The organism is Metabacillus crassostreae, from assembly GCF_016908395.1.
Taxonomy (GTDB): domain Bacteria; phylum Bacillota; class Bacilli; order Bacillales; family Bacillaceae; genus Metabacillus; species Metabacillus crassostreae.
On record NZ_JAFBDU010000001.1, the window covers coordinates 162,708 to 188,260 of the forward strand.

A 25,553-nucleotide genomic window follows, 5' to 3' on the forward strand; every position below is an offset into this window, starting at 1 on the left:
AACGTTAGGTATGATCAACTTGTACCTTATATAATATAATTCAATAATCTATAAGGTAAGTCAAGGGGTTGATAGAAGTGACGCTAAAAATAAAAGTATATAGTGATTATGTTTGTCCTTTTTGTTTAATAGCTAAAAAGCCTTTTGATGAAGCAATCAAAGGTAAGGATGTAGAAGCTGAGTGGATGCCATATGAGTTAAGACCTTATCCTAATGAAACGTTAAAACCAGAAGAAACTTATTTACAATCAATTTGGAAACAATCTGTTTATCCTATGGCAAAAGAAATGGGAATGTCAATGGTATTGCCTAAAATATCTCCACAACCATATACTCATTTAGCTTTTGAAGGATATCAATATGCGAAAGAAAATGGAAAAGCAATTGAATATAATGAGCGAATACTAAGTGCATTTTTCCAAGAAGAACAAAATATCGGTGAAATTGAAGTACTAACAAAATTAGCAATTGAATTAGGTTTAAATGGAGAAGAGTTTAATAAAGCATTGAAGACAAGAAAGTATAAAGAAAAGCACCAACAAGAATTAAAAAAAGCTATTAACGAAGTGAATATTCAAGCTGTACCTACATTTATAATAGGAAATCAAATGGTAGCAGGTGTAAGGTCTAAAGAGGAGTTCGAAGAAATTATTAATCAAGAGCTAAAGCCTACTAGCTTACAATTCTTTGGAGAAGGTATGTCGTGTGGAATTGACGGTTGTTAAAAATTACTTTATAAAATCAACTATTATTTCTCGGGAAAGCGCAAAAATTGACAAAAAAATAGAAAAAAAGAGGGTATGGACAATTTAGTTCATACCTTTTTTTGCAAATTGTTGCTAAAGTATAGTTTTATTGAATAAATAATTAATTTTTGTTTAACTAGACTGTAAAATTACTGCTGCCTTCAAGTATTTTAAAGCAAAGCAAAAATGATCTTAAGCTCAAATATTAACTATCATCTTCAAGTTTATCTATTAAAGAGGCTCCTTTATCAGAGACAATAAAACCTGTACTATGTTTTGTAATCCACAATTCTTTCTCTAGTGTTTTTAATAATTTATGGATATCTTTTTCTTCCCACTTTTCTAGAAAACCAAATAAGAAATGTTGATCTAGTTTTTGTTCACGAAGAGAATATGAAGTTCTCCCTTTCAGGATTTGTGCAATTACGTGGAAAGAAAGATTCTCCAACGAAATAATTCCCTTTAAAATTCTTGCGACCATAAAATAGGTAAGATGATTTTTTTTTATTATAATAAGCGTTTCATTAGGCTTGATATCAAAATGTCGAAGCACATGCACAAGTTCTTTTTGTAAAGATTTGATGCTTTCGCTAATCTCATCAAAGGAATAGTTGTTAAATGTTTTTAGTAAAGCAATAGTAGGTATATGAAATTGGCTTATCCAAAGTAAGCTAGAAGCTGGACGGCTTAAAGGAACATTAATTTGAGAAAGCTCCTTTATTAAATTCATAGCAAACTGATTTTCTATTGTTATATTAAATGGTAGATGACCAATTTGATTGACTAACCTTACTATTTTCGATATATCTATATTCTTTTTTATATATACGAGAAATTCTAAACTATTTACTAGTTTGATGTTTTTCTCAATGATTTCATTAAACTGATTTTCTATTGTTGAAATCCGCTTGATTGCTTGGTCCATATTGGGGTTTTCATTTAATAAATACTTATCTTCTTTAAGACAATAATGATACTCTTTCTGACAAAATGAACAATCACATTTTAGTAACTTTTTTGAGGATAAAACAGTTAATGATTTATCGTGTTCACACCACAAAGGTAGTTTTCGATAAGGCCAAAGAACGATTTCGACACGCTGTCTCCAATATGAAACATCTTCTGGTGGAGAAAGAACAGACAGAAGAGGGGAGCGATTAGCTATTTCTACAGAATCAACAATTTCTTGCTTTTTAAGATAAAGCTGAACAAAAGGATGCTGATTATAAGCTTTTTTCATTATTTGTATCCATTGGTTTTCTGATTTCTTGCTGAGCTCTGCACAAAACAAATATTCTGCTATTACCTTTTTTAAAAAAATTATTAATTCGTCATTTGATAGTTTGGAGATATCCTCTTCATAAAATGATTCCTTTTGATAGGGTATACCATGATTAGGAGAAAAAGATTTCCAAAGGAGGAAATCTGGGTTGATGATTTTTGTTTCTACTTTTTCATCTTTATTCATCATTACTGGTAAAAAGACTTCATGTTTGATTTGTAAAAAGTAATGTAGATTTTTTCTTTCATCAATAGATAAAGTCATCCTCGAAAGAGCATCATTTAACCTGTTGAGTATTGATTTATCTGTTTTATGTCCAATCGATCTAATTTTTTTATTTTTTTTCCCAAGTGGAATTAATACGATATTTGGATATTCTTGAAAATAATAATAATGATTTTTAAGGCTCACATTTATTCCTACCTTTTTTATGATATTTTTCATTATAGTTAGATTTATAAGCTAATGAAAATTTAAAGGTGTTTTTAGTTAAGGCTCTTTTACGGAAATTTAATTAAAAGCAAATGAGGTTAAGCTTGTATATATAGACTTTATTTTATAATTATCAGAAAATATGTCAAAAAACAACAAAAAACATATCATATTTCACTTGTCGACAATTTACATTTACATCTGTTCATGCGCGTTCTTTATAAAGAATTCCTAAGCTTCTTTTATTCGACAATAATATATAAGGGTATCTTCAAAAATGAGAATAAAATATGATACACTTATTTTCAGAAAAAAATAAATTATATAAATATATTTTACTTGGGAAATAAAGGGGGGGGATATAGATGAAAATAACATTATCAGAACGGATGGATTTCTTTAAACCATCGATATTTACAGAGCTCTCTCACTATAAAAATAAAAAAATTGCAAAAGGTGAAGATATCATTGATTTAAGTATTGGTAGTCCGGATTTACCACCTCCTGATTTTATAACATCAATATTATCGGAAGAGGTAAAAAGAGAGGATCAGTATGGATACTCCTTAACTGGTACTGCCGAATTTAATCAAGAAGTTGTAGCATTTTATAAAAGAAACTACAATGTTCAGCTTCAAGAAAAATCAGAAGTGTTATTAATGATGGGGTCCCAAGATGGTCTTGTCCATTTTCCTTTAGTGTTTGCTAATCCTGGTGATTTGATTTTAGTGCCTGATCCAGGGTATACCGCTTATGCAGCCGGCATAGCAATGGCAGGAGCAAAACCTTATTTTATGCCGCTAAAAAAAGAAGAACAATTTTTGCCAAATCTTTCTAGTATCCCAGTGGGAATTGCAAAGGAAGCAAAGCTGATGATTTTGAATTTTCCTGGTAACCCAGTTCCAGCTTTAGCTAGCAGTGACTATTTTAAAGAAGTAGTAGAGTTTGCTAAAAAATACAATATTCTTGTACTTCATGATTTTGCCTACAGTGAGCTCTATTATGAAGGGAAAAAGCCAATTAGTTTTTTATCAATAGAAGGTGCGAAGGATATTGGAGTAGAAATGTCATCGTTTTCAAAGAATTACAATTTAGCTGGTACTAGAATTGGTTATTTGGCTGGAAACGCCGAAATTGTAAAAGCGATGAGCCAACTAAAAAGTAATTTAGATTATGGAGTTTTCTTACCTGTGCAAAAAGCTGCCATACATGCGTTAAGAGATGGGGAGGAATTTTGTCAAAAAAGTCGTGATATTTATGAATTAAGAAGAAATACACTTGTTGATGGATTAAATGAACTAGGTTGGGCTATTGGAAAACCAGAAGCAGGTATGTTTCTTTGGGCGGAAATTCCAAGGGGCTGGAACTCATTAGATTTTACTTATGCTCTTATTGATAAAGCGGGTGTTGTTGTTACACCAGGTCACGCTTTCGGACCACATGGTGAAGGTTTTGTAAGAATCGCTCTTGTGCAAAATAATGAGAAATTAACTAAGGCAATTGATAATATTCAGAAATCTACTATCTTTTAATATTCTATTGAATACCTAATAAAGACCCGAATTAGTCTAATAATTCGGGCCTATATTAGCTTAAATACTTATGTTTAGCAGTTCTTAATTTTTATTAGTATGTTTTACCCCTGAAATAGAGTATAGACATATTTCTCCGTATGAAACCTTAATATAAAAAACTACAAAATTCCCCTCTCTAACCATATTTTGACGAATAATGGTGAAATTAACAAAAAAATTACAAAAATGACATTTAATCTTTATAGGACTCTACTAAAATTATCATGTGTATAAAAATATAGTAGGGGGATTTAATCATCATGTTAAAAAGTATTGTTTCAAAGGTAATTGTTACTGCAGCATCATTTGTTGTATTGCTTTCAGCTAATTCAACTCAAGCAACAGGTTTATTAACAAAGTATGATAGTGAAGCAGGAGAACAGCTTCATGTTGAATTCGTAGGACAATATAAAAGTGGAGCAAAAATCGGTGAGGGTGGAACAGAAATTGTTGCCTATGATTCTATTAATAAGTATGCATTTTCTGTAAATGGTGCAGCTAAAGCTGTAGATATTCTAGATTTGAACGGATTAAAGGATGGAAAACAGGATATACCTTTAGTCAGACAAATCACTTTATCAGATCTTGGTGTCTCAGCATCTGATGTAACGAGTGTTGCCATTCATCCTGAGGGTCAATATATAGCAATTACTGCGCCTGCAGAGAATAAAGTAGATCATGGTCATGTAGTTTTTCTAACAAAGAATGGAGATTATCTTTCCCATGTAGAAGTTGGGGCTCTTCCTGATATGCTTACATTTACCTCTGATGGTACAAAAATATTAGTAGCTAATGAAGGTGAACCTAATGATGATTACTCGATAAACCCTGAGGGTACGGTTAGTATTATTGATCTAACTGGAGAAATAAACTCTGTAACAAATGAACATGTAACAACAATAAAATTCACGGATGATGTTATAGATAGTAATGTTAGAAAAGTGAATAATGATAATACATATTCTGAAGAACTAGAGCCTGAGTATATTGTAGTTGATGAAGAAAATAAGTATGCATATGTAGCATTGCAAGAAAATAATGCAATTGCTAAACTAGATTTACAAAAAAAGCAAATTATTTCTGTAAAAAGTCTTGGCTTTAAAGATTATTCTATAGAAAAAAACAAAATGGATGCATCGAATAAGGATGATAGTATATCTATTAGAAATTGGCCTGTATTATCCATGTATCAACCAGATGGACTTTCTTTTTATAAAGTAGATGGACAAACATATATATTATCTGCTAATGAAGGTGATGCTCAAGATTATGATGGTTTTTCTGAAGAACAAAGAGTTAAGGACCTAAAAGATTCATATGAATTAAATGCTAGTTTATATGAAGGTTACACACAAGAGGAATTAAATAAATTAGTAGAAGACGGTTTGTTTAAAGATAACCAATTAGGAAGATTAAATTCAACAACTTCAGCTCCGAAAAATGAAAATGGTAAATATGAAGCAATATATGCATATGGAGCACGCTCTTTTTCTATTTGGAATGGAGATAGCTTAGAACAAACGTATGATAGTGGATCAGATTTTGAAGATATAACACAAAAGGTCTATGGGGAAAACTACTTTAACTCTAATAACGATGAAAATAGCTTTGATTCTCGGAGTGATGATAAAGGTCCAGAACCAGAATCAGTTATAGTCGGAAAGGTACAAGGACAAAATTACGCTTTTATCGGATTAGAGCGTGTTGGTGGGATTATGATTTACAATGTTGATAATCCTAGTGCCCCTACATTTACAAAATATTTCTCTAGTCGAGTGTTTAATGAGGAAGAAGAAGTTACATCTTCTAGTGGAGATGTTGCCCCTGAAGGTTTAACGTTTGTTTCTGCCGAAGATAGTCCAACTGGACAAAATCTTTTACTTGCAGCACATGAAATTTCTGGAACAATTGCTGCATATCAGATTGGAATTGAAGTAGAAAAACCAGGAGATGGTAATACACCTGGTACACCTGATGAAGATCCCGTGGAAATAAAAGATCCTGTTCCAGGTGATGATGGTGTGGAGCAACCAAAAGAAGAAGCTGAGGTTTTGATTCCTGAAAAAACAAACAGTGGTAAGGAGTCACCAGAAGGAGTAAAAGAGCAGGAAAAGAAAAAGGTTGAGAATGTTAATGGACAAGAAAACAATGAATCCCCAAAAAATGCTTCATTAGATAGTCATAAATTACCTAATACTGCTTCAGCAAACTATAACTTAATTTTTCTAGGTGTAATGTTTACTATGATTGGGTTATTAGTATTTCGAAAAGTAAAAGTACAATAATACTGATGAAAGCATCGATTAAATGATCGATGCTTTTTTTATACTAGGCTATGTTAAAGGTTAATGTTGATTTTTAGCACATTGTTGATTGGAAGTGAATATATGAGACTCCTGCTTAGAGAAGCGTGTCAAAGGGAGACCCCACAGGCGCTCGCGCCGAGGAGGATCCCGGACCGCCCGCGGAAAGCGAATGCCTGTAACGGAAATCAACAACAAAGTTTAACAGAGCCTTATACAAAAGAAACTTATTGTAATTTGTAGTGATAATTCGTATATATTTAGTCATTAATTCTGAAAATGTTAATAAAAATCAGTAAGATAAACAGGTAATCTCCCTAAGATAGAAAATGGTAAAGCTAATGTTAAATTAGCAAAATATATTTGTTAAATTAACCCATGTTTATTGAAAAAACCTTGTAAAATCCACTGGAATCATAGGGATCCTATATGAAAATAATATTTTTATAGATTATTTTGAATCTTTTGTCGAAAAACAGTTGTTAACTACTTCCTTATAGTTATAAAATAGGTAAATATAGTTCAATGACAAAATTTCTATTGTTTATATGCTTCAGAGGTTACTCTTAGATGTAACTTCTTTAAATTTATAGGTGGGAGAGTTAGAGATGACAACAAAAATTGATATCACGTTGAGCGAAACAAAAAAAGAAAAACCTGAATCAGGTCAATTGGAATTCGGCAGAGTATTTACTGACCATATGTTTGTTATGGATTACAGTCCAACTAAAGGGTGGCATGATGCTCGTATTACCCCATATGAGCCAATATCATTAAATCCATCATCAATGGTTTTCCATTATGGGCAAACTGTATTTGAGGGCTTGAAGGCTTATCGAACAGAAGATGATAAAGTTTTATTATTTAGACCAGAGAAAAATATGCAAAGGTTGAATTTATCAAATGAACGTCTTTGTATACCACAAATTGATGGAGATTTTGTTATTGAAGCATTAAAACAACTTGTAGCTATTGATAAAGATTGGATTCCTACAGCTGAAGGGACATCACTATATATTCGACCATTTATCATCCCAACAGAATATTATTTAGGTGTTGCTCCTTCTAAATTTTATCGGTTTATGATCATTCTATCACCGGTGGGCTCTTATTATAAAGAGGGTATTCACCCAGTTAAGATTTTGGTTGAAAATCAATATGTTCGTGCAGTTGCTGGTGGAACAGGTAAAGCAAAGACAGGCGGTAACTATGCTTCAAGTTTAAAAGCTCAAGAGGAAGCTTCTAAAAAAGGCTATTCTCAAGTATTATGGCTAGATGGAGTGGAAAAGAAATATATTGAAGAAGTTGGAAGTATGAATATCTTTTTCAAAATTAATGGTGAAGTAATTACTCCAGAGCTTAATGGAAGTATTCTAGAAGGTGTAACCAGAAACTCTATTTTAAAAATGCTTTCACATTGGGGAATGGTGGTTTCAGAAAGAAAGCTATCAATGGAAGAGGTATATCAAGCTTATAAACAAGGATTATTGGAGGAAGCATTTGGTACAGGAACCGCAGCGGTTATTTCTCCAATTGGTGAATTTTATTATAACGATGAGAAAATCATCATAAATAATGGTGAAACAGGAGAAATTTCTAAGAAATTGTATGACACGTTAACAGGTATTCAAAAAGGTACACATAAAGACATTTTTAATTGGGTAACAGAAGTAAAATAACTCTTTTTTAGCAAGGCTACATGTAGTCTTGCTTTTTTATTTTTTTTATTTCTTCATTGTTAAAAGTAATTTGAAATTTTTTCCAATTTTTTCGTCTTACTGTTAAAGACTTAACGATTGACCTGAACTTTTAAAAAATCTCATGAAAATTAATGGGAATAAATAACATTATAGGATATTTTAATTAATTTTGAATATATATAAACTTGCTAAATGTTATTATAGTCAATCCTTAAGGTAACTAATATAGTGAGAAATGTGGGTGAGAATATGGTGAAAAAATATGTTTCTACAATTTTATTATTAATGTTTGCTACAGGTTGTAGTGGGGTTAGTGCTGTAAGTGGTAATCAAAATGAACCATTAAAAGTAAGGAGCGTACCTACGCACACATCACAGGTTACAAACAAAGAGATGGAGTTTACTATTAATTTAGTTCATCCAGAATCGAAAGAAGTACTTTATTCTATTGTTCCTACTTTAGATCCTGTTAATGATGAAGAATACAATGAACAGCTAAAAAAAGTTGCATCAGACTTAGCTTTGAAACTTGATCGACCGATGGTTCCAAGTAAAGTAGATAGTAACGGTAAGTTAACAGCTGGTATAAGCCGAATTATTCTTGATGAAGAGAAATTAGTGACAATGTTAAGAAATGTGAAGGCACTGGATAAAGAGCTTGATATACCATTAGAAATTACAAATCCAAACGTAACAGAAGAAGCTGTTAAATTGATTGATGAGGTTGTTATTGGTAGCTATAAAACATCTTTTAATCCAGGCGTGACAGGCAGAACCGAAAATATTTCTTTGTCTGCTAATGCCATTGACCAAATAGTACTAGGACCAGGAGATCGATTTTATTTTAATTTAGTTGTTGGTGAAAGAACAACTGCAAGAGGATATCAAAAGGCAATGGAGATAGTAGATAAAGAGTTTGTTGAAGGAATAGGTGGTGGAATTTGCCAAACTTCATCTACTTTATTTAATGCAGTAGATCATGCAGGACTTGAAATTATTGAACATCATTCACATTCAAGATCAATTGGTTATGTTCCTGCAGGTAGAGATGCGACAGTTTCTTGGAATGGTCCTGATTTTAAGTTTATAAATAGTAAAGATTATCCTGTTATGATTAAAACTTATGTTAACAAAGCATCAGGAACAATCGAAGTTCAAGTAACTGCTGCAAAGAATTCTGTAAACAGAATATGAACCTATTTTCTTTTCTTAAGTTTATTGTCATTGGTATAAGACAATAAACTTTTTTTATATTTAGGCTCTGTTAAACTTTGTTGTTGATTTTCCTTAAAGGCATTCGCTTTCCCGGGGAACAAAATGCAGTTCGTTTTTTCCTAGGGAAGAATAAGGGCAATTCTTCCTAGGTCCGGGAGCAGCCGCGTAAGCTGCGCGCCTGTAGGGTCTCCCTTTGACACGGTTCTCTTAGCAAAAGTCTCATATATCCACCTCCAATCAACAATAACCTTTAACATAGCCTACATTAAAAAAAGATTTTTTTCAGGAAACATTGATTAGTCTCCCATCATCTCTAAATTTATAGTAGGATAGAAAGATATTGATTGTTTAAAGGGGACGTATAAATGGATTATAAAATGATTGTATTAGATTTAGATGATACATTGCTTCGCGATGATCATACAATTTCTATTCGAACAAAAGAGGCATTAATGAATGCTCAAAATAATGGTGTAAAGGTTGTTCTTGCTTCAGGTCGCCCTACTTATGGGATGAAGCATATTGCTAAAGAGCTTGCATTGGATGAATTCGGGAGTTTTATTCTTTCTTTTAATGGTGGGAAAATCATCAATTGCCGTACAAACGAAGAAATGTTTAGTAGTACATTAACACCTGAATCTATTCATCAACTATTTAGTATTAGTCGCCGTGAAGGGGTATTTATTCATACCTATGTTGGTGATGAGATTATTACCGAGGATGAAAACCCTTATACAACAATTGAATCAGAATTAACAGGACTTCCTATCAAGCTTGTAAATTCATTTGTAAAAGAAGTAAATGAGCCTGTTGTAAAAGCTTTAATGGTAGATCATCCAGATAAATTAAAACTAGTTGAAGAGAAGCTTCAAAAGGAATTAGACGATTATAGTATTATGCGGTCTAAACCATTTTTCTTAGAGTTTACTGAAAAAGGTGTAACAAAAGGAACTAGCTTAGATCAACTAATTAAAACTTGTCAGATTAAAAGAGAAGAAGTTATTGCTATTGGTGATAGTTATAATGATCTTTCGATGATTGAATTTGCTGGATTAGGTGTTGCTATGGGAAATGCACCTGATGATATAAAAGCAATCGCTAATTTTGTTACGGATACAAATATGAATGATGGTGTGGCGAAAGTAGTAGAAAAATTCATTTTGTCAAAAAAACTAACGGTATAAATTGAGCAAGAAGGTGAGTTGAGATCTTTTTCATATTATTCATTTTCTTGTTTCGTACGCAAGCATGAGGTGGTTAGATGGGGAAGAAAATTACAATCCAACATATTGCAGATTATCTTGGAGTATCAAAATATGTTGTTTCAAGAGCTTTAGCTGGTAAAAGTGGTGTTAAAGAAGAGACAAGAATAAAGGTGTTAGAAACAGCAAAGCAACTTGGCTACAATAACAATGGTCAACTATTTTCTTCAAATCAGACAATTACTGAACATCAATTAAAAATATCTCAACAAAATGTACTTGTTGTCTTACCAAAAAGTCAATATCAAAATTCTATGTACTGGGGTAAAATAATTGATGGTATTTCTAGTGAACTTTCTGAATTTAGCTTAGGAATGGTTATTGTAACTGAATCTGATCGCTTTTCAACTGTTTTTAACTCTGAAGTGTTTTTGGGAATTATATGTGTTGGTAAATTATCAACATCAGTGCTATTGGAATTTAAAACATGGAAGGTTCCTGTTGTTTTAATAGATTATGAGGAACCGTTGTTTAATGCAGATACAATCTTTGCAAATAATTACGATAGTAGTTATAAGCTAACAAGTTATCTAATTGGTTTAGGACATCGTCACATAAAATTTGTAGGGAATTCTTACTTTTCGCGTAGTTTTTATGATCGATGGCTCGGATATCGTTCTGCTCTTGAGTATCATGGACTATCAATTAATCAAAATTCAAAGCTCCTAAATGAGGGAGAAGATTTGACTGCTATGTGTGAAAATATAAAAGATTGGTTGATATCAGAAGTACAAACGATAGAAAAATCACCTACTGCTCTTGTATGTGCTAATGATACAATTGCTTTATTTGTACTAGATATATTAAAGGAGCTTGAAGTGAAAATACCGGAACAGATATCTGTTACTGGTTATGATAATATTGACAACTCTTATTTACAGTCCCCTACATTAACAACAATTCATGTGCCAAAAGAGCAAATGGGGAAAAGATCTGTTCGTTCATTGATTGACCAAATGAGCAGGGAGAAAGAGAATGCTGAAAAAATATTACTGTCCTGTGAACTAATTTTACGAGAATCAACTGGTAGAGCTAGATAAAGTTATACTTTGTCTAGTTCCTATATACGTTGATATCAAAAACTGGTAATGATTGAGCAGGTTTTTCTTTAAAAATAGAAATCAGTAAATTATGATAATTCTATTTACTTATGAATGAAATCTCTGTAAGCTATTGTTTAAAAAGAAATATGATATGAATGAGATTGTAGATGAAGAATGTGGTATACATAATGCAGCGCTTTACTATTTGTATGCTTAGTAAATATTTATTATAGGGGGATTACTGTTGATTAAAGCAATTTTCTTTGATCTAGATGATACGTTATTATGGGACCAAAAAAGTGTAAAAGAAGCATTTGTTAGTACTTGTAAATTAGCTGAAAAGAAATATCAAATAGAAGCTGAAAAGTTAGAGGAAGCAGTTCGAAAAGAAGCAAGAGAATTATATTCTTCCTATGAAACGTTTGAATTTACACAAATGATTGGAATTAATCCATTTGAAGGTCTTTGGGGGAACTTTAATGATGACACTGAGGATTTTCAAAAAATGAAAAAGATCGTTCCTACATACCGCAAAGAAGCTTGGACGAAAGGTCTAAGAGCTTGTGGAATTGACGACGAAGAATATGGAGCTTTTCTGGCTGAAGAATTCCCAAGACAAAGACGTAATTCTCCATTTGTTTATGAAGAATCATTTAGTGTTCTAGACCGTTTAAAGAATTCATACCGACTTCTTTTATTAACAAATGGTTCACCTGAATTGCAAAATATTAAATTAGAAATCACACCAGAACTTGTTCCGTACTTTGAACAAATTATCATATCTGGTGCTTTTGGTAGAGGTAAGCCTGACGTAAGTATATTTGAGCATGCATTAGAAAAAATGAATGTGACGAAAGATGAAGTAATTATGGTCGGTGACAATTTAATGACTGATATACTAGGTGCATCTAGGCTAGGGATGAAATCCGTTTGGATTAATCGCCATAACAGGGAAAGAAATGAAGTACAGCCTGATTTTGAAATTACTCATCTAGAAGAACTATTTCCTTTATTAAGTAAACTTAATGAACAATAAGTAATTTGAATTTAAAAAAAGAAATTAACCAGTCTTATTTCTTCTTTAAGAGTTAATGGTCTGGTTTTTTCTTGTGGTAAATAGTCCTTAGAATGTCAATGTTAATTTTATTAAAGTCAAAGGTCAGATTCAATTACTTGAATAACATCATCCACCACTATATATTGAATTTAGATAAAAAAACTCACTTAGGTTCATACTTGTGTGAGTATAGTGTGTGTATGTATAAAGTTGAGTAAATGTTAGGAGGGGATAGCAATGTTGGTATATCCATTGGTAGGTATATTCTTACTGGCTATTGTCATGATTTTGATAAAACGGAATTCTTCACTAAAGAGTGTACCTTGTATAGATGTTCATCAGAACCAGGTTCATTCGCAGGTAATTGATTTTAGAGATTACAATAATATCCCAAATCAATTACCATCAAATACAATTGTTATTCCCATAGCTTATTTAAAAAGGTATTACCATGAAATTCCAAGTAAGGATGTGCATGTTGTTGCATCAACTAAGCTAGAAAAAAATATAGGTATTCGCTTTTTACAAAAAAACGGATTTCATGTAACGAGCTATAGCTTAACAGAATGCACATGTACAACTAAAACATCTGATTTGGTTATCTAAGAAAAGAGCAGGGAAATTGAGAAATCTAAATCACATTAAATATTATTGTAGCTAAAGAGTTGGAGGATAGCTGTATCGTATCTGAAGAAATGTAATGACAACAGTTAATTGCTTCAATGACGCTATTATTGTTAGTTGCTAACAGGATTAAAAGTGTTAACCAAGCAACTAGTAAAAGTGAAATTTTGAAGAGATAGTAGTAATAGAGGCTGTAATTGATTCGTTAAAAACTGATAATAGGATGAAGTTGGGGCTGATTGCTTCAACTTTTTTGGTATGTATTACTTTTTTAGGTAGAAGCAAGTACTTAACTGATATCATTCTAGATTATCATTCTTAAACATGCTATAGTATGAGACTGTACAAAAATGTAAGAATTCTATTTTGTATCATGTAAAAGAAGGAAGCTGAATTTATGCATTCTACTAAATTTTATATTCAAATATGGCAAAAAGCTTTAAGAGCTGAAATCATACATTTAAAGAAATATGGAAGTGTTAAATATTCATTGAAAAATGGTCAGTTAGTGAACCAAGATGTAACCTATACTTATTATTTTGAAACAACTCAGCCAATACGAATTCCGATTGGATCTAGTATTAAAGTGGAAGCAAAAAAACTAAGTGTGAATGGAAGAATCTTATCCTCAGAAGGAAATAGTGTAGTTATTGCTGTTGAACAATACCTTGGGTTTATAGAATCAGGATTATTTTTATCTCATGATCCTTGGGAACTTTTAGATCAATTACACGAAAGATTAGAGGAAATAAAAGATAGTAAGAAAAAACGCTCTCGAATAAAAAGACTTATGAATCCTTCTAATGAAACGAATCATCCTACAGAAAATATAAAATCCAATGTGCATGAACTTGTGTTACGAAGTAAGTATAATTCAGTCACATTTGTTTGGGGACCACCTGGGACAGGAAAAACTTATACATTAGGAAGAGTAGCTGCTAATAAATATTTTAAAGGTCAATCTGTTTTAATACTTTCACAAAGTAATCAAGCTGTGGATGTTTTAATGAATGAAGTATCTCGTTTTGTGGATAAAAAAGGGAGATTCCATGAAGGTGATCTGTTAAGGTATGGCTCACAAACTAGTATTGTTTCACAGGTGTCTTTAACTACAACTGAGCTTTTAGTAAAAAGGCATCCGGAATTAGCTCAGCAAAAGCAAAAACTACAAGAAGAGAAAAATGATCTAAAAAACGATTTAGGGATATCCTATAGTCATAGGGATACAGAAAAACTACTTTCAATTGAAGGAGAACTGGCTACTATATTAGAAAAAATACGTTATAAAGAAATAGAATTTGTTCATGAAGCTAAAATGATTGGAACAACCTTATCAAAAGCAGCAAATGATCCAACCATTTATGAGAAAAGTTATGACGTTGTTATTTTAGATGAAGCAAGTATGGCTTATATACCACAAATTGCTTTTGCTGCTTCACTTGGACAAAGGTTGATTATTTGTGGTGATTTTAAACAACTTCCGCCTATTGCATCTGCAAGAAACGCACTTGTTGATGAGTGGTTGAGAGAGGATATATTTCATAAAACAGGTGTTGTTGACTTGTTAAGTGGTGAAAAACTGCATCCAAATCTCTTTCTCTTAAAAGAACAAAGAAGAATGCATCCAAAAATTTCAGCCTTCACAAACAAACATATTTATCATTCCCTTGTTGGCGACCATTCTAGTGTGAAGACCGCAAGAAATGAAATCGTTGAGAAAACACCTTTCCCTAATAGAGCCTCAGTTCTATTGGATAGCAGTTATACAGGTAAACATTGTCTTCGTGATAAAGATACAAATTCTAGATATAATCTATGGCAACTTCTCTTATCATTTCAATTAACTCATGAATCATATCTATCTGGTGCAAGATCTATTGGTTATATAACACCTTATAAAGCACAAGCTATGTTAATGGAATTACTTTTAAAAGAAATTTATTCAGTGGAGTTAGTTGATGCCGATATTATTTCAGCAACAGTACATCGTTTTCAAGGAAGTGAACGTGATGTGATGATATTTGATACTGTTGACAGTTTTCCGCAAGACCGACCAGGAATGCTTTTAGTAGGGAAAGATAGTGAGCGATTAATAAATGTTGCTATCACAAGAACACGAGGAAAGTTTATTCATCTTAGTGATCAACATTTCATTAAAGCAAAGGTGTTTAAAAATAAAACACTTCGACAGCTTGTTGATCATCAATTAATGAATAATCAAGAAGTATTACCAAATGAAATAGGTACATGGATAAAACATCAACACGCTAATGTTACATGGATGCATGCCAAAAAGCTTGATTTGTTGAAAAGAGATATAGAAACAGCAAAAAAGTCGATTATAATTGGTGTTCCTGCTAATAAGAAATTACCTGATGAAATGATTAATCTTGTTTCAAGTAAAAGTAAATATACTTTGTTAACGATTATGGCTAGTGAAGAGGAAGCAAGTTTAAAAGGTAGTAAGTTCATCAAAAAAATAAATGATTTCCCTTTTCTTATAATTGATGAAAAGTATTTGTGGTTAGGTATACTCTTTGAAATAGCTGATTATATAGAACCACCATATGTAAGTGTTCGTTTAGGGTCTAACAAAGTTTGTGAGTATTTCTTAACTCAACTGAAGTGACAATAAATAAACCTATCTTTTCAACTTGTACTAAACAAACAAGATCATTCATAAATCTAGTATAGATATTATGTAGAGTTTTGTTTAGGGGGGAGAAGTATGGGTTTTTCTTTTTGTCTAGCAGTATTTATTTCATTACTAATAGGTGCACTGCTTGGGGTATTTATATCCAAATGGCTTAAAAGTAGTGTTCATTACATATCTTCTCTTTGTGCAGGAGCTCTGGGTGGAGTTCTTTTTTTAGAATTAATACCACATAGCTTTGGAGAATATGATTATATAACAGTGCTCTTAGGTATTTTAATCGGATTTCTGCTAATATATAGTTTTGATTTTTCAGTACATTGTTTTTTAGATAAGAAAATAAAAGATAGTAAACTTGCTTTCTATTTTCTACTTTTAGCCATTACAATTCATAATGTTCCTTCTGGTTTAGCGTTAGGAAATCATGCTGATAGTAGCGGTCATTTATCACATATTATCATTCTCCATCATATTCCTGAGGGGATGTCATTAATGTTAATTGCTTATTCAGCATTCATAAAAACAAGACAAGTAATAATAATTTCTTTTGCTTTTCTAAGTGTAAGTTTATTTGGTGTTGTTAGTTTTGGTTTGCAATTTCCGATCACAAACAATCATTTAGTAGAAGTTTTATTAGGCTTCTCAATAAGTACTTTTGGATACGTAATTTTTATTGAATTATTACTTCCTGCTTTAAAGGTAGGTTCTAAATCACTTCATTTTCTTAGTGCTTTATTTGGTATTTTTATTATACAAGTAGTACTGTTTATAGGCTGAGGTTAAATTATGGCAAGAATTTTCCTTTGTGAAAGCTCAATAGCAGTAGTTCTTGAGAGCTTTCCTAGATTGTTTCCCTCTATTTAAAACAAAATTACATTTCTCATAATCGTTAAAAATCAACAATTAGCTTTGACATCGGCTAATTTTTTTTATAAAATAAATAGTATAATATGAACATATATACATATTGGAATATATACTGTTAAGGAACGGGGTGTATCTCATTGACTAAAGGTACAAATGAAGATTTTCAGTTTGAACAGCTTGATGAGGAGACGTTATTTATTGTTTCACAAACATTTAAAGCATTGGGAGATCCTACAAGAATTAGGATTTTATATTTATTATCGCAAAATGAGCATTCAGTTAATGATATAGCAGAGAAGCTATCTCTTTTACAATCAACCGTATCACATCAGTTAAGGTTTTTAAAGAATTTACGGCTGGTTAAATATAGAAGAGAAGGGACAACATTATATTATTCTCCAGATGATAATCATGTTATGGATGTATTACAACAAACAATAAACCATGCACAGCATCATTAAATTAGGTAAGGTTGTATTCTGTTGAAAATTGTCGTTAATTTCACTTTAATATGTTAATTAGCAACAAAGTTTATGAAAACAGCCATAAGCCATTAAGATATGGAGTTGAGCAATATGAATGAATTTAAAGTAAAAGGCTTAACTTGTGTGAATTGCACGAGAGAGCTTCAAGAAGAGATTCAGAAGTTGCCTCAAGGAGATACAGCTTCCTTAAGCTATAATACAGGAAAACTTCGACTCGAGAGTGATGTTGATATGAATAAAGTGAAAAAGATTTTATCTTCAGATGGAGCTTTTATAGAGGAAGATTATGAAGATGGAGATAATCATACTCATGATCATGGTTGGAACAATTGGATTTTGATCTTATCTAGCTCAACAGTTTTCTTCATTGCTGCATTCATTTTGGAGCAATGGATAAATGAATACATCTCAATAGGTTTATTTCTTGCAGCAACAGTATTAAGTGGGTACCAGACTTTTATTAAAGGCTTAAAAAATTTAATCAAGTTCAAATTCAATATAGAAACGCTTATGACAATAGCTTTAATTGGTGCACTTAGTATAGGAGAATGGAAGGAAGGTGCTCTTGTAGCTATCCTTTTTGGGCTAAATGAATATTTAGAAGGATTAGGAATGCAAAAGGCACGTAAGTCAATGGAAAAGCTACTTGAAATCGCACCCAAAGAGGCAACAGTTATTGAAAATGGTGAAGAGCGAATTGTGAAAATTTCGTTATTAAAAGAAAATGACGTTGTTTTAGTTCGTTCCGGTGAGAAAATCCCTTCTGACGGAATAGTCAAAGAAGGCAAAAGTTCTGTAAATGAAGCAGCAATTACAGGAGAATCGATGCCAGTAGAAAAGTCCGTAACCGAACCAGTTTATGGGGGGAGTATAAATAATGAGGGTGTTTTAAAAGTTACGATTACGAAAGCCTATGAAGATTCATCATTGGCAAAAATTCTCCATCTTGTGGAAGAAGCTCAAGAAACAAAAACACCAACAGAATTATTTATTAATAAGTTTGCAAAATATTACACCCCGTTAATTATGATTATAGCAGCATTTGTTATGTTTGTTCCTCCACTGCTATTCAACGGTAGTTGGGGAGATTGGTTTTATCAAGGATTAGCAGTTTTAATCGTAGGCTGTCCATGTGCACTAGTATTAGCTTCTCCAATTGCTATTGTTTCTGGAATCACTAAAAACGCACGAAACGGAATTCTAATTAAAGGTGGTGTTTTTTTAGAACAGCTTGGGAAAATATCAACGATTGCTTTTGATAAAACAGGTACATTAACAAAAGGTGAGCCTTATGTGGAAGAATATATTGCATATGATTCTAGATTTCTTCAACTATCAGCATCAATTGAAAAATCTTCATCACATCCAATTGCAAAAGCTGTGTTAAGAAAAGCTGAGGGTTTGTCTTTAATAGAGCCAGATGAAATAAACACTATCTCTGGAAGTGGCATTGTAGCTAAGATGAATGGAGATACTTATTATCTCGGAAATGAAGCACATGTAAGTAAAACAACATTCGATGAAATCGTAAAAGAAGATCTTAAGAAATACAAAGATAGAGGGATGACACTTGTCATTTTAGCAAATAAAGAAAAAATCTTTGGCATCATGGGTATATCTGATGAAATTCGTGAAGAAAGTAAAGAGGTTATACAAAGGCTTAGTTCAGTAGGTATTAATCAAACGATTATGTTAACTGGTGATCACGAAAGCACTGCACAAAAAGTGGCAAAGAAAATTGGGATAACATCTTATTTTGCTGGCTTACTACCAGACGAAAAAGTAGAGAAAATAAAAGAAATAGCTCAAACACATAAAGTAGCAATGATTGGTGATGGAATAAATGATGCACCTGCACTCGTGACGGCTGATCTTGGAATTGCAATGGGCAAGGGAACAGATAGTGCAATTGAAACAGCTGATATTGTTTTAATGCAAAATCACCTTACCAAACTCCCAGCAGCAATTAAATCAGCTAAAAAAGTAAACTTTATCATTAAATTAAATATCACTTTAGCACTTGGCTTAAAGCTAATTGCCTTATTATTAACAATTCCTGGTTTATTAACACTATGGATTGCCATTCTTTCAGATATGGGTGCTACAATTCTTGTGACATTAATCAGCTTAACGGTTCTTTATGATAAGGAATAGAGCATTTAAGAATATTAAAGTAAATAAATATAGAGTACCTAGATAATTTTAAATGACATAAAAAATACCTTAAGTGGATAAACCTCTTAAGGTATTTTTTTATAGTATATAATTGTTCAAATATCCTCAATATCCATTTTCCACTCCTCAGTTTCAAACCCTATGGAAGTATCTAAATCTATTACATCTATACTAGCTGAAAGCCATTCATAATTTGAGAGGTTTTCATTCAATAAATCTTCTAAATGAAATATTAATTCACCTTCTGATTCGTCTCTATGAATCTGATAGGATTCATAATTAAAAGTGTTTCCTTTAGAGTCATTTAACGTAAGATTTAGTCTGTATGCCATATTTGTTTTTGGTTTAATCTTAAAGGTTAATGCTGTATTTTTATAATTGTTGAATTTTGGCATGTGCAAAAGACGGCTTTGATCAATTTCAATCCCAGTTTCCTCTTCTAATAGAGAGTGTAGAGAGCTATTTTCTAATACATTTGAAATCTGCTGATTTTCGTGCTCTGTTCTCAAATAAAAGGCCTCATTTGTTTCAACATCTTTTGGGTCAACTTCTTTTGTGGCTCCGTATAATAATACATAATCATCAGCAAAAACTTCTTGCGGGTAGATAGCGTGGTATTTATCTTGATAGTTCCAAAATGCATCCCATCTAAGTTCAAGTAAATTTAGATTTCGAATTTTTTGCCATTTTGAAAGAGGAAAGTGATGAGATGGGAAATAGTGATAAGCAAAATGATGGCCATATTCGTGAGAGAGCGTTTCTTGATATTGAGATGGTTCTTGATAATGATCGCCTTGATATAGTTTTATTGTTTTGTTTAAGTAATCATAGCTACCCTTTGACAAAGAACCGTCTAAGGTTGTTCCGATTACCTCAACTCCTCTTAATAACTTTAGCTCGTTTCCATGTTTATTTTTTGCTAATTCATGATATAAGTCTATCAATTTTGATTTATTCCATTGAGTAGAAAAGCTTTTAAATAAAATGCCTTCTGGTGATTGATAGATTGCTTGTAATTTTGGGTTATAAGGATTGGTTTCAAAGCTAGTAAGAAAGGGAAAAGATATTACTAATATAATAAAATACAATTGAATTTTTCTCAATCATGTCACTTCCTTGTTTACATAGTAACATGGAAATCTTAAATCGTAATTGGAATATATTACTGATAGAAAGGGAGGTATATACAATTAATTAATAAATAACAAAAGGTAATGATGATGAGAAATCATTCTTTTCATGATTAACAATAAAGATAAAAAAATTTTCAAAAAATAGTTTTCAAACTAATCACTTTCGTGTATTATATAAATAATCAGAAAATACTGAAATTAAAAAATGTGAGGTGCTTTAAATGAAATTTTATAACATTCCTTTAGAAAGTCGTATCGAAACTAATCCTTTTGTTCATTATCTACAGGACGGAGATTTAGTGATTAAATCTGAAAATGAAATTATTTTGAAGCATTTACACGAGCTTCCACAGGATTTCATGGAAATGACTTTATTTGACCTAGATGGATTAGGGTGTGTTTATGGATTTTCCCATATAATTAACACTGAAGCAGGGGAAATGTCATCAAAGGCCGCTGTTTTTAAAAAAATATAGAAATATATAAAAGAGGCTGATCCACTATCAGCCTCTTTGTTTGTAGACAAAGTATATTTATAAGTTTTCTTTTTTGTAATTGTTTAACCTTAGTAACATCCTTGCTATATGAACCTCATACATTATTGTTTTCTTCTTACTTTTAGTATAACAACTCACTGTATAAAAACTTAATCTCGATAATTCGAAAATTCTTGTTGTAGCTCCTTTACATTGGTTACATTCTTCTTTTGATAATGTTTTAACAAACGGATGAAAACTTCTGCCGTCATAACTGCATCGTTTAAGGCATGATGACGATCGCGTTCTGTTATCTGAAATTTTGTTATTAAATCATCTAAGTAGTTCCGCTCCCCTGAATAAATATCGTTTGCTAACAAATGGGAATCAAGAAAATCTGGATTAAAGTGGGGGAGCTGCCATTTGTTAATTGTAGTTGATAAAAAATCAATATCAAATGTTGCTGGATGAGCAACCAATATTGATCCTTTACAATAATCAATGAATTTTTTCATTCCAATAGGAAATGAATGAGCTTTATCTAGTACCTCTGGTTCTAAGCCTGTTAACTCTTGGACTGTTTTAGGTACTTTATTAACAGGCTTAATAATTGTATAAAAGGCTTCATCAAATAAAATTTGAAAATTTTTAACTTTAATAGCTCCAATTGAAATAATTTCATCACCCATATTAGGGAAAAAACCAGTTGTTTCTAAATCAAAGATAGTAAAGGTAGTTGATGAAAGATCCTGCTTATTAAGATTGCTTTGGCTTTTTAAAAATTCATCAATGGATGTTTCAGCCTGATTATGCTCTGGCAAATGAATTCGTTTATTAATATGATATTTTAAGAAATATTGGTCCCAAAGATAATACTTTAAAATTTTTATATCATTTGGCAAGCTGTTTTACACCACCCGGTTTCGGTTAAAGCTAATTTTCGTCACTTGCTGCATCCGATGTGCAATCTGTAATGCTTCCTTTAGCTTTATTCGATCCTCTTTTGATAGCTCCATAATGTTTATTTCATTAGAAACCTCTTCATTATTTTCTAATTGATTTAAGTTTTGTTGTAATCGATAATAATGCAAATAATGAAGAGCTGTTTTTGCATTTTCAACATCTCGAGGATGCATCGCATGAATTTTTTTTAATACATCTAATCGTTTAATTGTACTTACTTCATGTACTCCGTATTTAATGGCATTGATTCTAATAGAATAAATAATTTGGGTTAAACCAGTTTTCTTTATATTTATTTTTTTTGTTTTTTGTTTTAAGTTTAAGATTCCAAAAGGATGAGTTGGGATTTTGAAGCGAAGTGCATCCTTCATTAATAGTTGCTGCAATGTTTTCGAACGTTTTGCTTTATCTGTTAAATACATTCTAATTTCTTCTGCTAAAGAAAAATCTCCATAAATCGGTCTGAAATCATAAAACATAGTAAAGTTTTGAATTTCTTGGGCATCAAGCTCTGTTTTCCAGGTTTGGATTTCCTCTTTCCATTGAGTCAAAGATTTTCTCCATTTAACCTCTTGTGCCATAATGCCTCCTGTACATTTTGGAAAACCAGATAAACTTAAATGGTGATTAATTTTGCGAGTGAAAATTTCAAAATAGTTTTCTATTGCAGATTTATTTGGAAGATGTTCAAAATCATTTAAGATCAAACCATTATCTTGATCTGTATGGAATCCTTGCTCATGTCTTGCCTGACTTCCCATTATAATAAAGCAATAATTAATAGGAGGAGTACCATATCCTTCATTCTTCATTTCATTAACAATAAGCTTAATGATTTGCCTGTGCAAGTTATCATTATGGTTTGTGATGGCTTCTGCAACTTCATAAGCATAACTATCTTTATCAACTAAATCTTGAACAAACGATTGTAATGTTACGTTTTCTAATGGTCCTTGTTTAATAAGTGAAGATATATTGTGAGAATTTTGTACATTAAAGGTGATATCTAAATAACTCGAGTCTTCAAGATTTAAAAAAGAACGACTTGATAATACGCCTATTACAGTCTGGTTATGAACGACTGGGATAAAGTCTAGAGCTTTATTTTTAATAAATGAAAGTGCTTCAAATGAAAAAGAATTTGCATGTACTGTGAAAGGGGTTGTGTTCATCCAATCCTTCACTTTGTTTTGATAAGAAGAAGGCTGTTTAACATAGTTTAATATTTCATCGTTAGTAATAACACCATTAACCTTAGCTGAATCATCACTTACAACTAAACCACTTGCATCATTTTGTTGTAAAATCGAAGCTGCTTCACTCATCGTTGTTAATGAAGAGATAAAGATGGGTGGTGTCATCATTGTGTTAACACGTGTTCTTAAAAGCTCAAGATTTTCGTCATCGTCGTCAATCGTTTTATTTTTCATTTCATCATACAAAGATTTTGTCCGTTCACCAATGCTTTCCCAGATTACCTTTGAAAACTCATTGTTTCGTGTCATAATTTCAAAGAAGTGACTTTTATTAAGTTTAAAAACCGTACAATCCTCAAGTGCTTGAACAGAAAAATTTAGTTCGCCACTAGTAAACATGACCATTAGTCCAATAATGTCACCTGGATAATAGTACCTGAGGGAAATTTGTTTACCATTTCGTTGATGCAATATGTTTTTAGCTAAACCAGATACAAGAAAATACAAATCTAAATTTTCAGCTGTTTCATCTTCATGTAATAAAAATTCATTTTTAGAAAATGTTGTTTGCTTTGCTTTATCTGTCATATCTTGAAGCTGATACTCTGTTAACAAAGTAAATGGGTAGTAATCTTTCAAAAGATGCATTAATTCAGTATTAGCCATGTTAGACACCACCTTACGTAATCATGTTTACTTTAACGGTAACATAGATTAATATGAAAATTAAAGCCTGATGATTTATATATAATAAAATGGCTGTATATTGTTTTTAGGATATAAAATTTGGTGCGAAATATCAGCTATAGAAAAAAGGAGTAAGGAGTACATATGAAGAAATTTAGCAAGCATTACAGCATTTTACTTTTAATATTTCTGTTCATATTAACTGGATGTGGTACAGCAGATAATACAACAGAGAATAACCAAAGTAATAATGGATCATCAAAACCTGCACAAAAAATTGAAGATAATCCTATTGTTACGATTGAGATGGAAAATAATGATTTAATCAAAATGGAATTATATCCAAATGTTGCACCGAACACAGTAAACAATTTTATTTCTTTAGTAGAATCCGGATTTTATGATGGACTTATTTTTCATAGAGTTATTCCTGACTTTATGATACAAGGCGGTGACCCTGATGGTGTTGGAACTGGTGGTCCAGGATACACTATAAAAGGTGAATTCGAAGACAATGGCTTTGAAAATAGTTTAAAGCACGAAAGAGGTATTGTTTCAATGGCAAGATCACAAGCACCAGATTCTGCTGGCTCACAGTTTTTTATAATGGTTGCTGATAGTAGTAACTTAGATGGAAGCTATGCTGCCTTTGGTAAAGTAATTGAAGGAATGGATGCAGTTGATTCAATCGTTAATGTGAAAACAGATAAACAGGACAAGCCTAAAGAAGATCAAAAAATAAAAAAAGTAACAGTAGAAACTTTTGGTATAGATTATCCAGAACCTAAAAAAGCTGAGTAAATAGAGTAAAAAACAGTAGTTTTTAGAAAAATTACTGTTTTTTGTATTTTAAATAATCTCACAGCGAAAAAAGTGCAACTTTTTAAGGCATATTTCTTTACTGAAAATTAATAGTGTTGATAAGATGGACAAGATTAGATTGAATAGTGAAAGGGGCTAATGATTAATATGCATATAGAAGTATGGTCGGATATTGTGTGTCCGTTTTGTTATATAGGGAAAAAGCGATTGGAAGAAGCACTAGAACAGTTTTCTTATAAAGAAGAAGTGAAAGTTGAATTTCGTAGCTTTGAGCTTAATCCTCAAGCACCAATTCATGCAGAAGGAGATTATGTAGAGCTACTAGCGAAAAAGTACAATACATCAAAAGAGCAAATCATGACTATGAATAACCAATTAACAGAACAAGCTAAAGAAGTTGGTTTAATTTATCATCTCGATCAGGTAAAGCCTACAAATACATTTGATGCACATCGATTGATTCATTTCGCAAAAAAACATGGAAAAGAAAATGAAATGGTTGTTCGTCTATTTGACGCTTATTTTACAGAAGTTAAGCAAGTGGCTGATCACTCCACTCTTATTGAGCTTGCAGCTGAGGTTGGTTTAAATAAACAAGAAGTAAAAGAGATGTTAGATAGTACTAATTATGGTGATGATGTTCGCAAAGAGGAACAAGATGCAAACCAGATAGGTGTTACTGGTGTACCTTTCTTTGTGATAAATCGCAAATATGCTATCTCTGGTGCTCAACCTTCTGAAGTGTTTTTAGAGGTATTAGAAAAGGTTAAACAAGAAGATAGTGAATAATAAATTAAGTTTAGTAAAATGCCAAAAAACCCCTTCATAGTCTAAAGGGGTTTTTTGGCATTTTGTGTT

General features: G+C 31.8%; 20 protein-coding genes. 16 read left to right on the forward strand and 4 right to left on the reverse strand.

Annotated elements, in window-relative coordinates:
• Positions 1-77: 77 nt before the first annotated feature.
• Complete coding sequence (locus JOC75_RS00870; RefSeq protein WP_204952249.1) at positions 78-725, forward strand: DsbA family protein; 648 nt, start codon at positions 78-80, stop codon at positions 723-725.
• A 226-nt stretch (positions 726-951) separates the two neighbouring features.
• On the opposite strand, the gene JOC75_RS00875 is transcribed toward JOC75_RS00870, so the two are convergent.
• Entirely contained in the window at positions 952-2,439 is a 1,488-nt protein-coding gene (locus JOC75_RS00875; RefSeq protein ID WP_204952250.1) for an RQC-minor-2 family DNA-binding protein, read from the reverse strand.
• Positions 2,440-2,825: 386 nt separating this feature from the next.
• Between JOC75_RS00875 and JOC75_RS00880 the strand changes: the two genes are divergently transcribed.
• The 12 genes from JOC75_RS00880 (at position 2,826) to JOC75_RS00935 (ending at position 19,397) form a co-directional block, all read left to right on the forward strand.
• On the forward strand, positions 2,826-3,992 hold the full coding sequence (locus JOC75_RS00880) for an LL-diaminopimelate aminotransferase (RefSeq protein ID WP_204952252.1): 1,167 nt from the start codon (positions 2,826-2,828) through the stop codon (positions 3,990-3,992).
• 302 nt (positions 3,993-4,294) lie between these two features.
• Positions 4,295-6,319 (forward strand): choice-of-anchor I family protein, encoded by a 2,025-nt coding sequence (locus JOC75_RS00885; RefSeq protein WP_204953458.1) that lies wholly within the window; start codon positions 4,295-4,297, stop codon positions 6,317-6,319.
• Between the two features lie 626 nt (positions 6,320-6,945).
• A complete protein-coding gene (locus tag JOC75_RS00890; RefSeq protein ID WP_204952253.1) occupies positions 6,946-8,016 on the forward strand; it encodes a branched-chain amino acid aminotransferase in 1,071 nt (356 codons plus the stop codon).
• A gap of 273 nt (positions 8,017-8,289) precedes the next feature.
• On the forward strand, positions 8,290-9,231 hold the full coding sequence (locus tag JOC75_RS24315) for a VanW family protein (RefSeq protein ID WP_204952254.1): 942 nt from the start codon (positions 8,290-8,292) through the stop codon (positions 9,229-9,231).
• Between the two features lie 386 nt (positions 9,232-9,617).
• A complete protein-coding gene (locus JOC75_RS00900; protein WP_204952255.1) occupies positions 9,618-10,436 on the forward strand; it encodes a Cof-type HAD-IIB family hydrolase in 819 nt (272 codons plus the stop codon).
• Positions 10,437-10,513: 77 nt separating this feature from the next.
• Positions 10,514-11,554, forward strand: coding sequence for a LacI family DNA-binding transcriptional regulator (locus tag JOC75_RS00905; RefSeq protein ID WP_204952256.1), 1,041 nt, complete (start codon positions 10,514-10,516; stop codon positions 11,552-11,554).
• Between the two features lie 247 nt (positions 11,555-11,801).
• On the forward strand, positions 11,802-12,593 hold the full coding sequence (locus JOC75_RS00910) for an HAD family hydrolase (RefSeq protein WP_204952257.1): 792 nt from the start codon (positions 11,802-11,804) through the stop codon (positions 12,591-12,593).
• A gap of 258 nt (positions 12,594-12,851) precedes the next feature.
• Entirely contained in the window at positions 12,852-13,220 is a 369-nt protein-coding gene (locus tag JOC75_RS00915) for a hypothetical protein (RefSeq protein WP_204952258.1), read from the forward strand.
• Positions 13,221-13,635: 415 nt separating this feature from the next.
• Positions 13,636-15,867: an AAA domain-containing protein gene (locus tag JOC75_RS00920; protein ID WP_204952259.1), complete on the forward strand. Its 2,232-nt coding sequence runs from the start codon at positions 13,636-13,638 to the stop codon at positions 15,865-15,867.
• A 99-nt stretch (positions 15,868-15,966) separates the two neighbouring features.
• Positions 15,967-16,668, forward strand: a complete 702-nt coding sequence (locus JOC75_RS00925; RefSeq protein WP_204952260.1) for a ZIP family metal transporter — start codon at positions 15,967-15,969, stop codon at positions 16,666-16,668.
• A 227-nt stretch (positions 16,669-16,895) separates the two neighbouring features.
• Positions 16,896-17,219: an ArsR/SmtB family transcription factor gene (locus JOC75_RS00930; protein WP_204952262.1), complete on the forward strand. Its 324-nt coding sequence runs from the start codon at positions 16,896-16,898 to the stop codon at positions 17,217-17,219.
• Positions 17,220-17,333: 114 nt separating this feature from the next.
• A complete protein-coding gene (locus tag JOC75_RS00935; protein ID WP_204952263.1) occupies positions 17,334-19,397 on the forward strand; it encodes a heavy metal translocating P-type ATPase in 2,064 nt (687 codons plus the stop codon).
• A gap of 116 nt (positions 19,398-19,513) precedes the next feature.
• Here the strand turns inward: JOC75_RS00935 and JOC75_RS00940 are convergent, their stop codons facing one another.
• Positions 19,514-20,521: a hypothetical protein gene (locus tag JOC75_RS00940; RefSeq protein WP_204952265.1), complete on the reverse strand. Its 1,008-nt coding sequence runs from the start codon at positions 20,519-20,521 to the stop codon at positions 19,514-19,516.
• Positions 20,522-20,772: 251 nt separating this feature from the next.
• Between JOC75_RS00940 and JOC75_RS00945 the strand changes: the two genes are divergently transcribed.
• Entirely contained in the window at positions 20,773-21,027 is a 255-nt protein-coding gene (locus JOC75_RS00945; protein WP_204952266.1) for a hypothetical protein, read from the forward strand.
• 170 nt (positions 21,028-21,197) lie between these two features.
• Here JOC75_RS00945 and JOC75_RS00950 read toward each other — a convergent pair whose 3' ends face one another.
• Both JOC75_RS00950 and JOC75_RS00955 read right to left on the reverse strand, forming a co-directional pair.
• Complete coding sequence (locus JOC75_RS00950) at positions 21,198-21,929, reverse strand: 3'-5' exonuclease (protein ID WP_204952267.1); 732 nt, start codon at positions 21,927-21,929, stop codon at positions 21,198-21,200.
• Between the two features lie 6 nt (positions 21,930-21,935).
• Positions 21,936-23,852, reverse strand: a complete 1,917-nt coding sequence (locus JOC75_RS00955) for a DUF294 nucleotidyltransferase-like domain-containing protein (RefSeq protein ID WP_204952268.1) — start codon at positions 23,850-23,852, stop codon at positions 21,936-21,938.
• A 165-nt stretch (positions 23,853-24,017) separates the two neighbouring features.
• Between JOC75_RS00955 and JOC75_RS00960 the strand changes: the two genes are divergently transcribed.
• Together JOC75_RS00960 and JOC75_RS00965 are read left to right on the forward strand one after the other, a co-directional pair.
• Entirely contained in the window at positions 24,018-24,674 is a 657-nt protein-coding gene (locus tag JOC75_RS00960; protein WP_204952269.1) for a peptidylprolyl isomerase, read from the forward strand.
• Positions 24,675-24,842: 168 nt separating this feature from the next.
• A complete protein-coding gene (locus tag JOC75_RS00965) occupies positions 24,843-25,484 on the forward strand; it encodes a DsbA family oxidoreductase (protein ID WP_204952270.1) in 642 nt (213 codons plus the stop codon).
• Positions 25,485-25,553 lie beyond the last annotated feature (69 nt).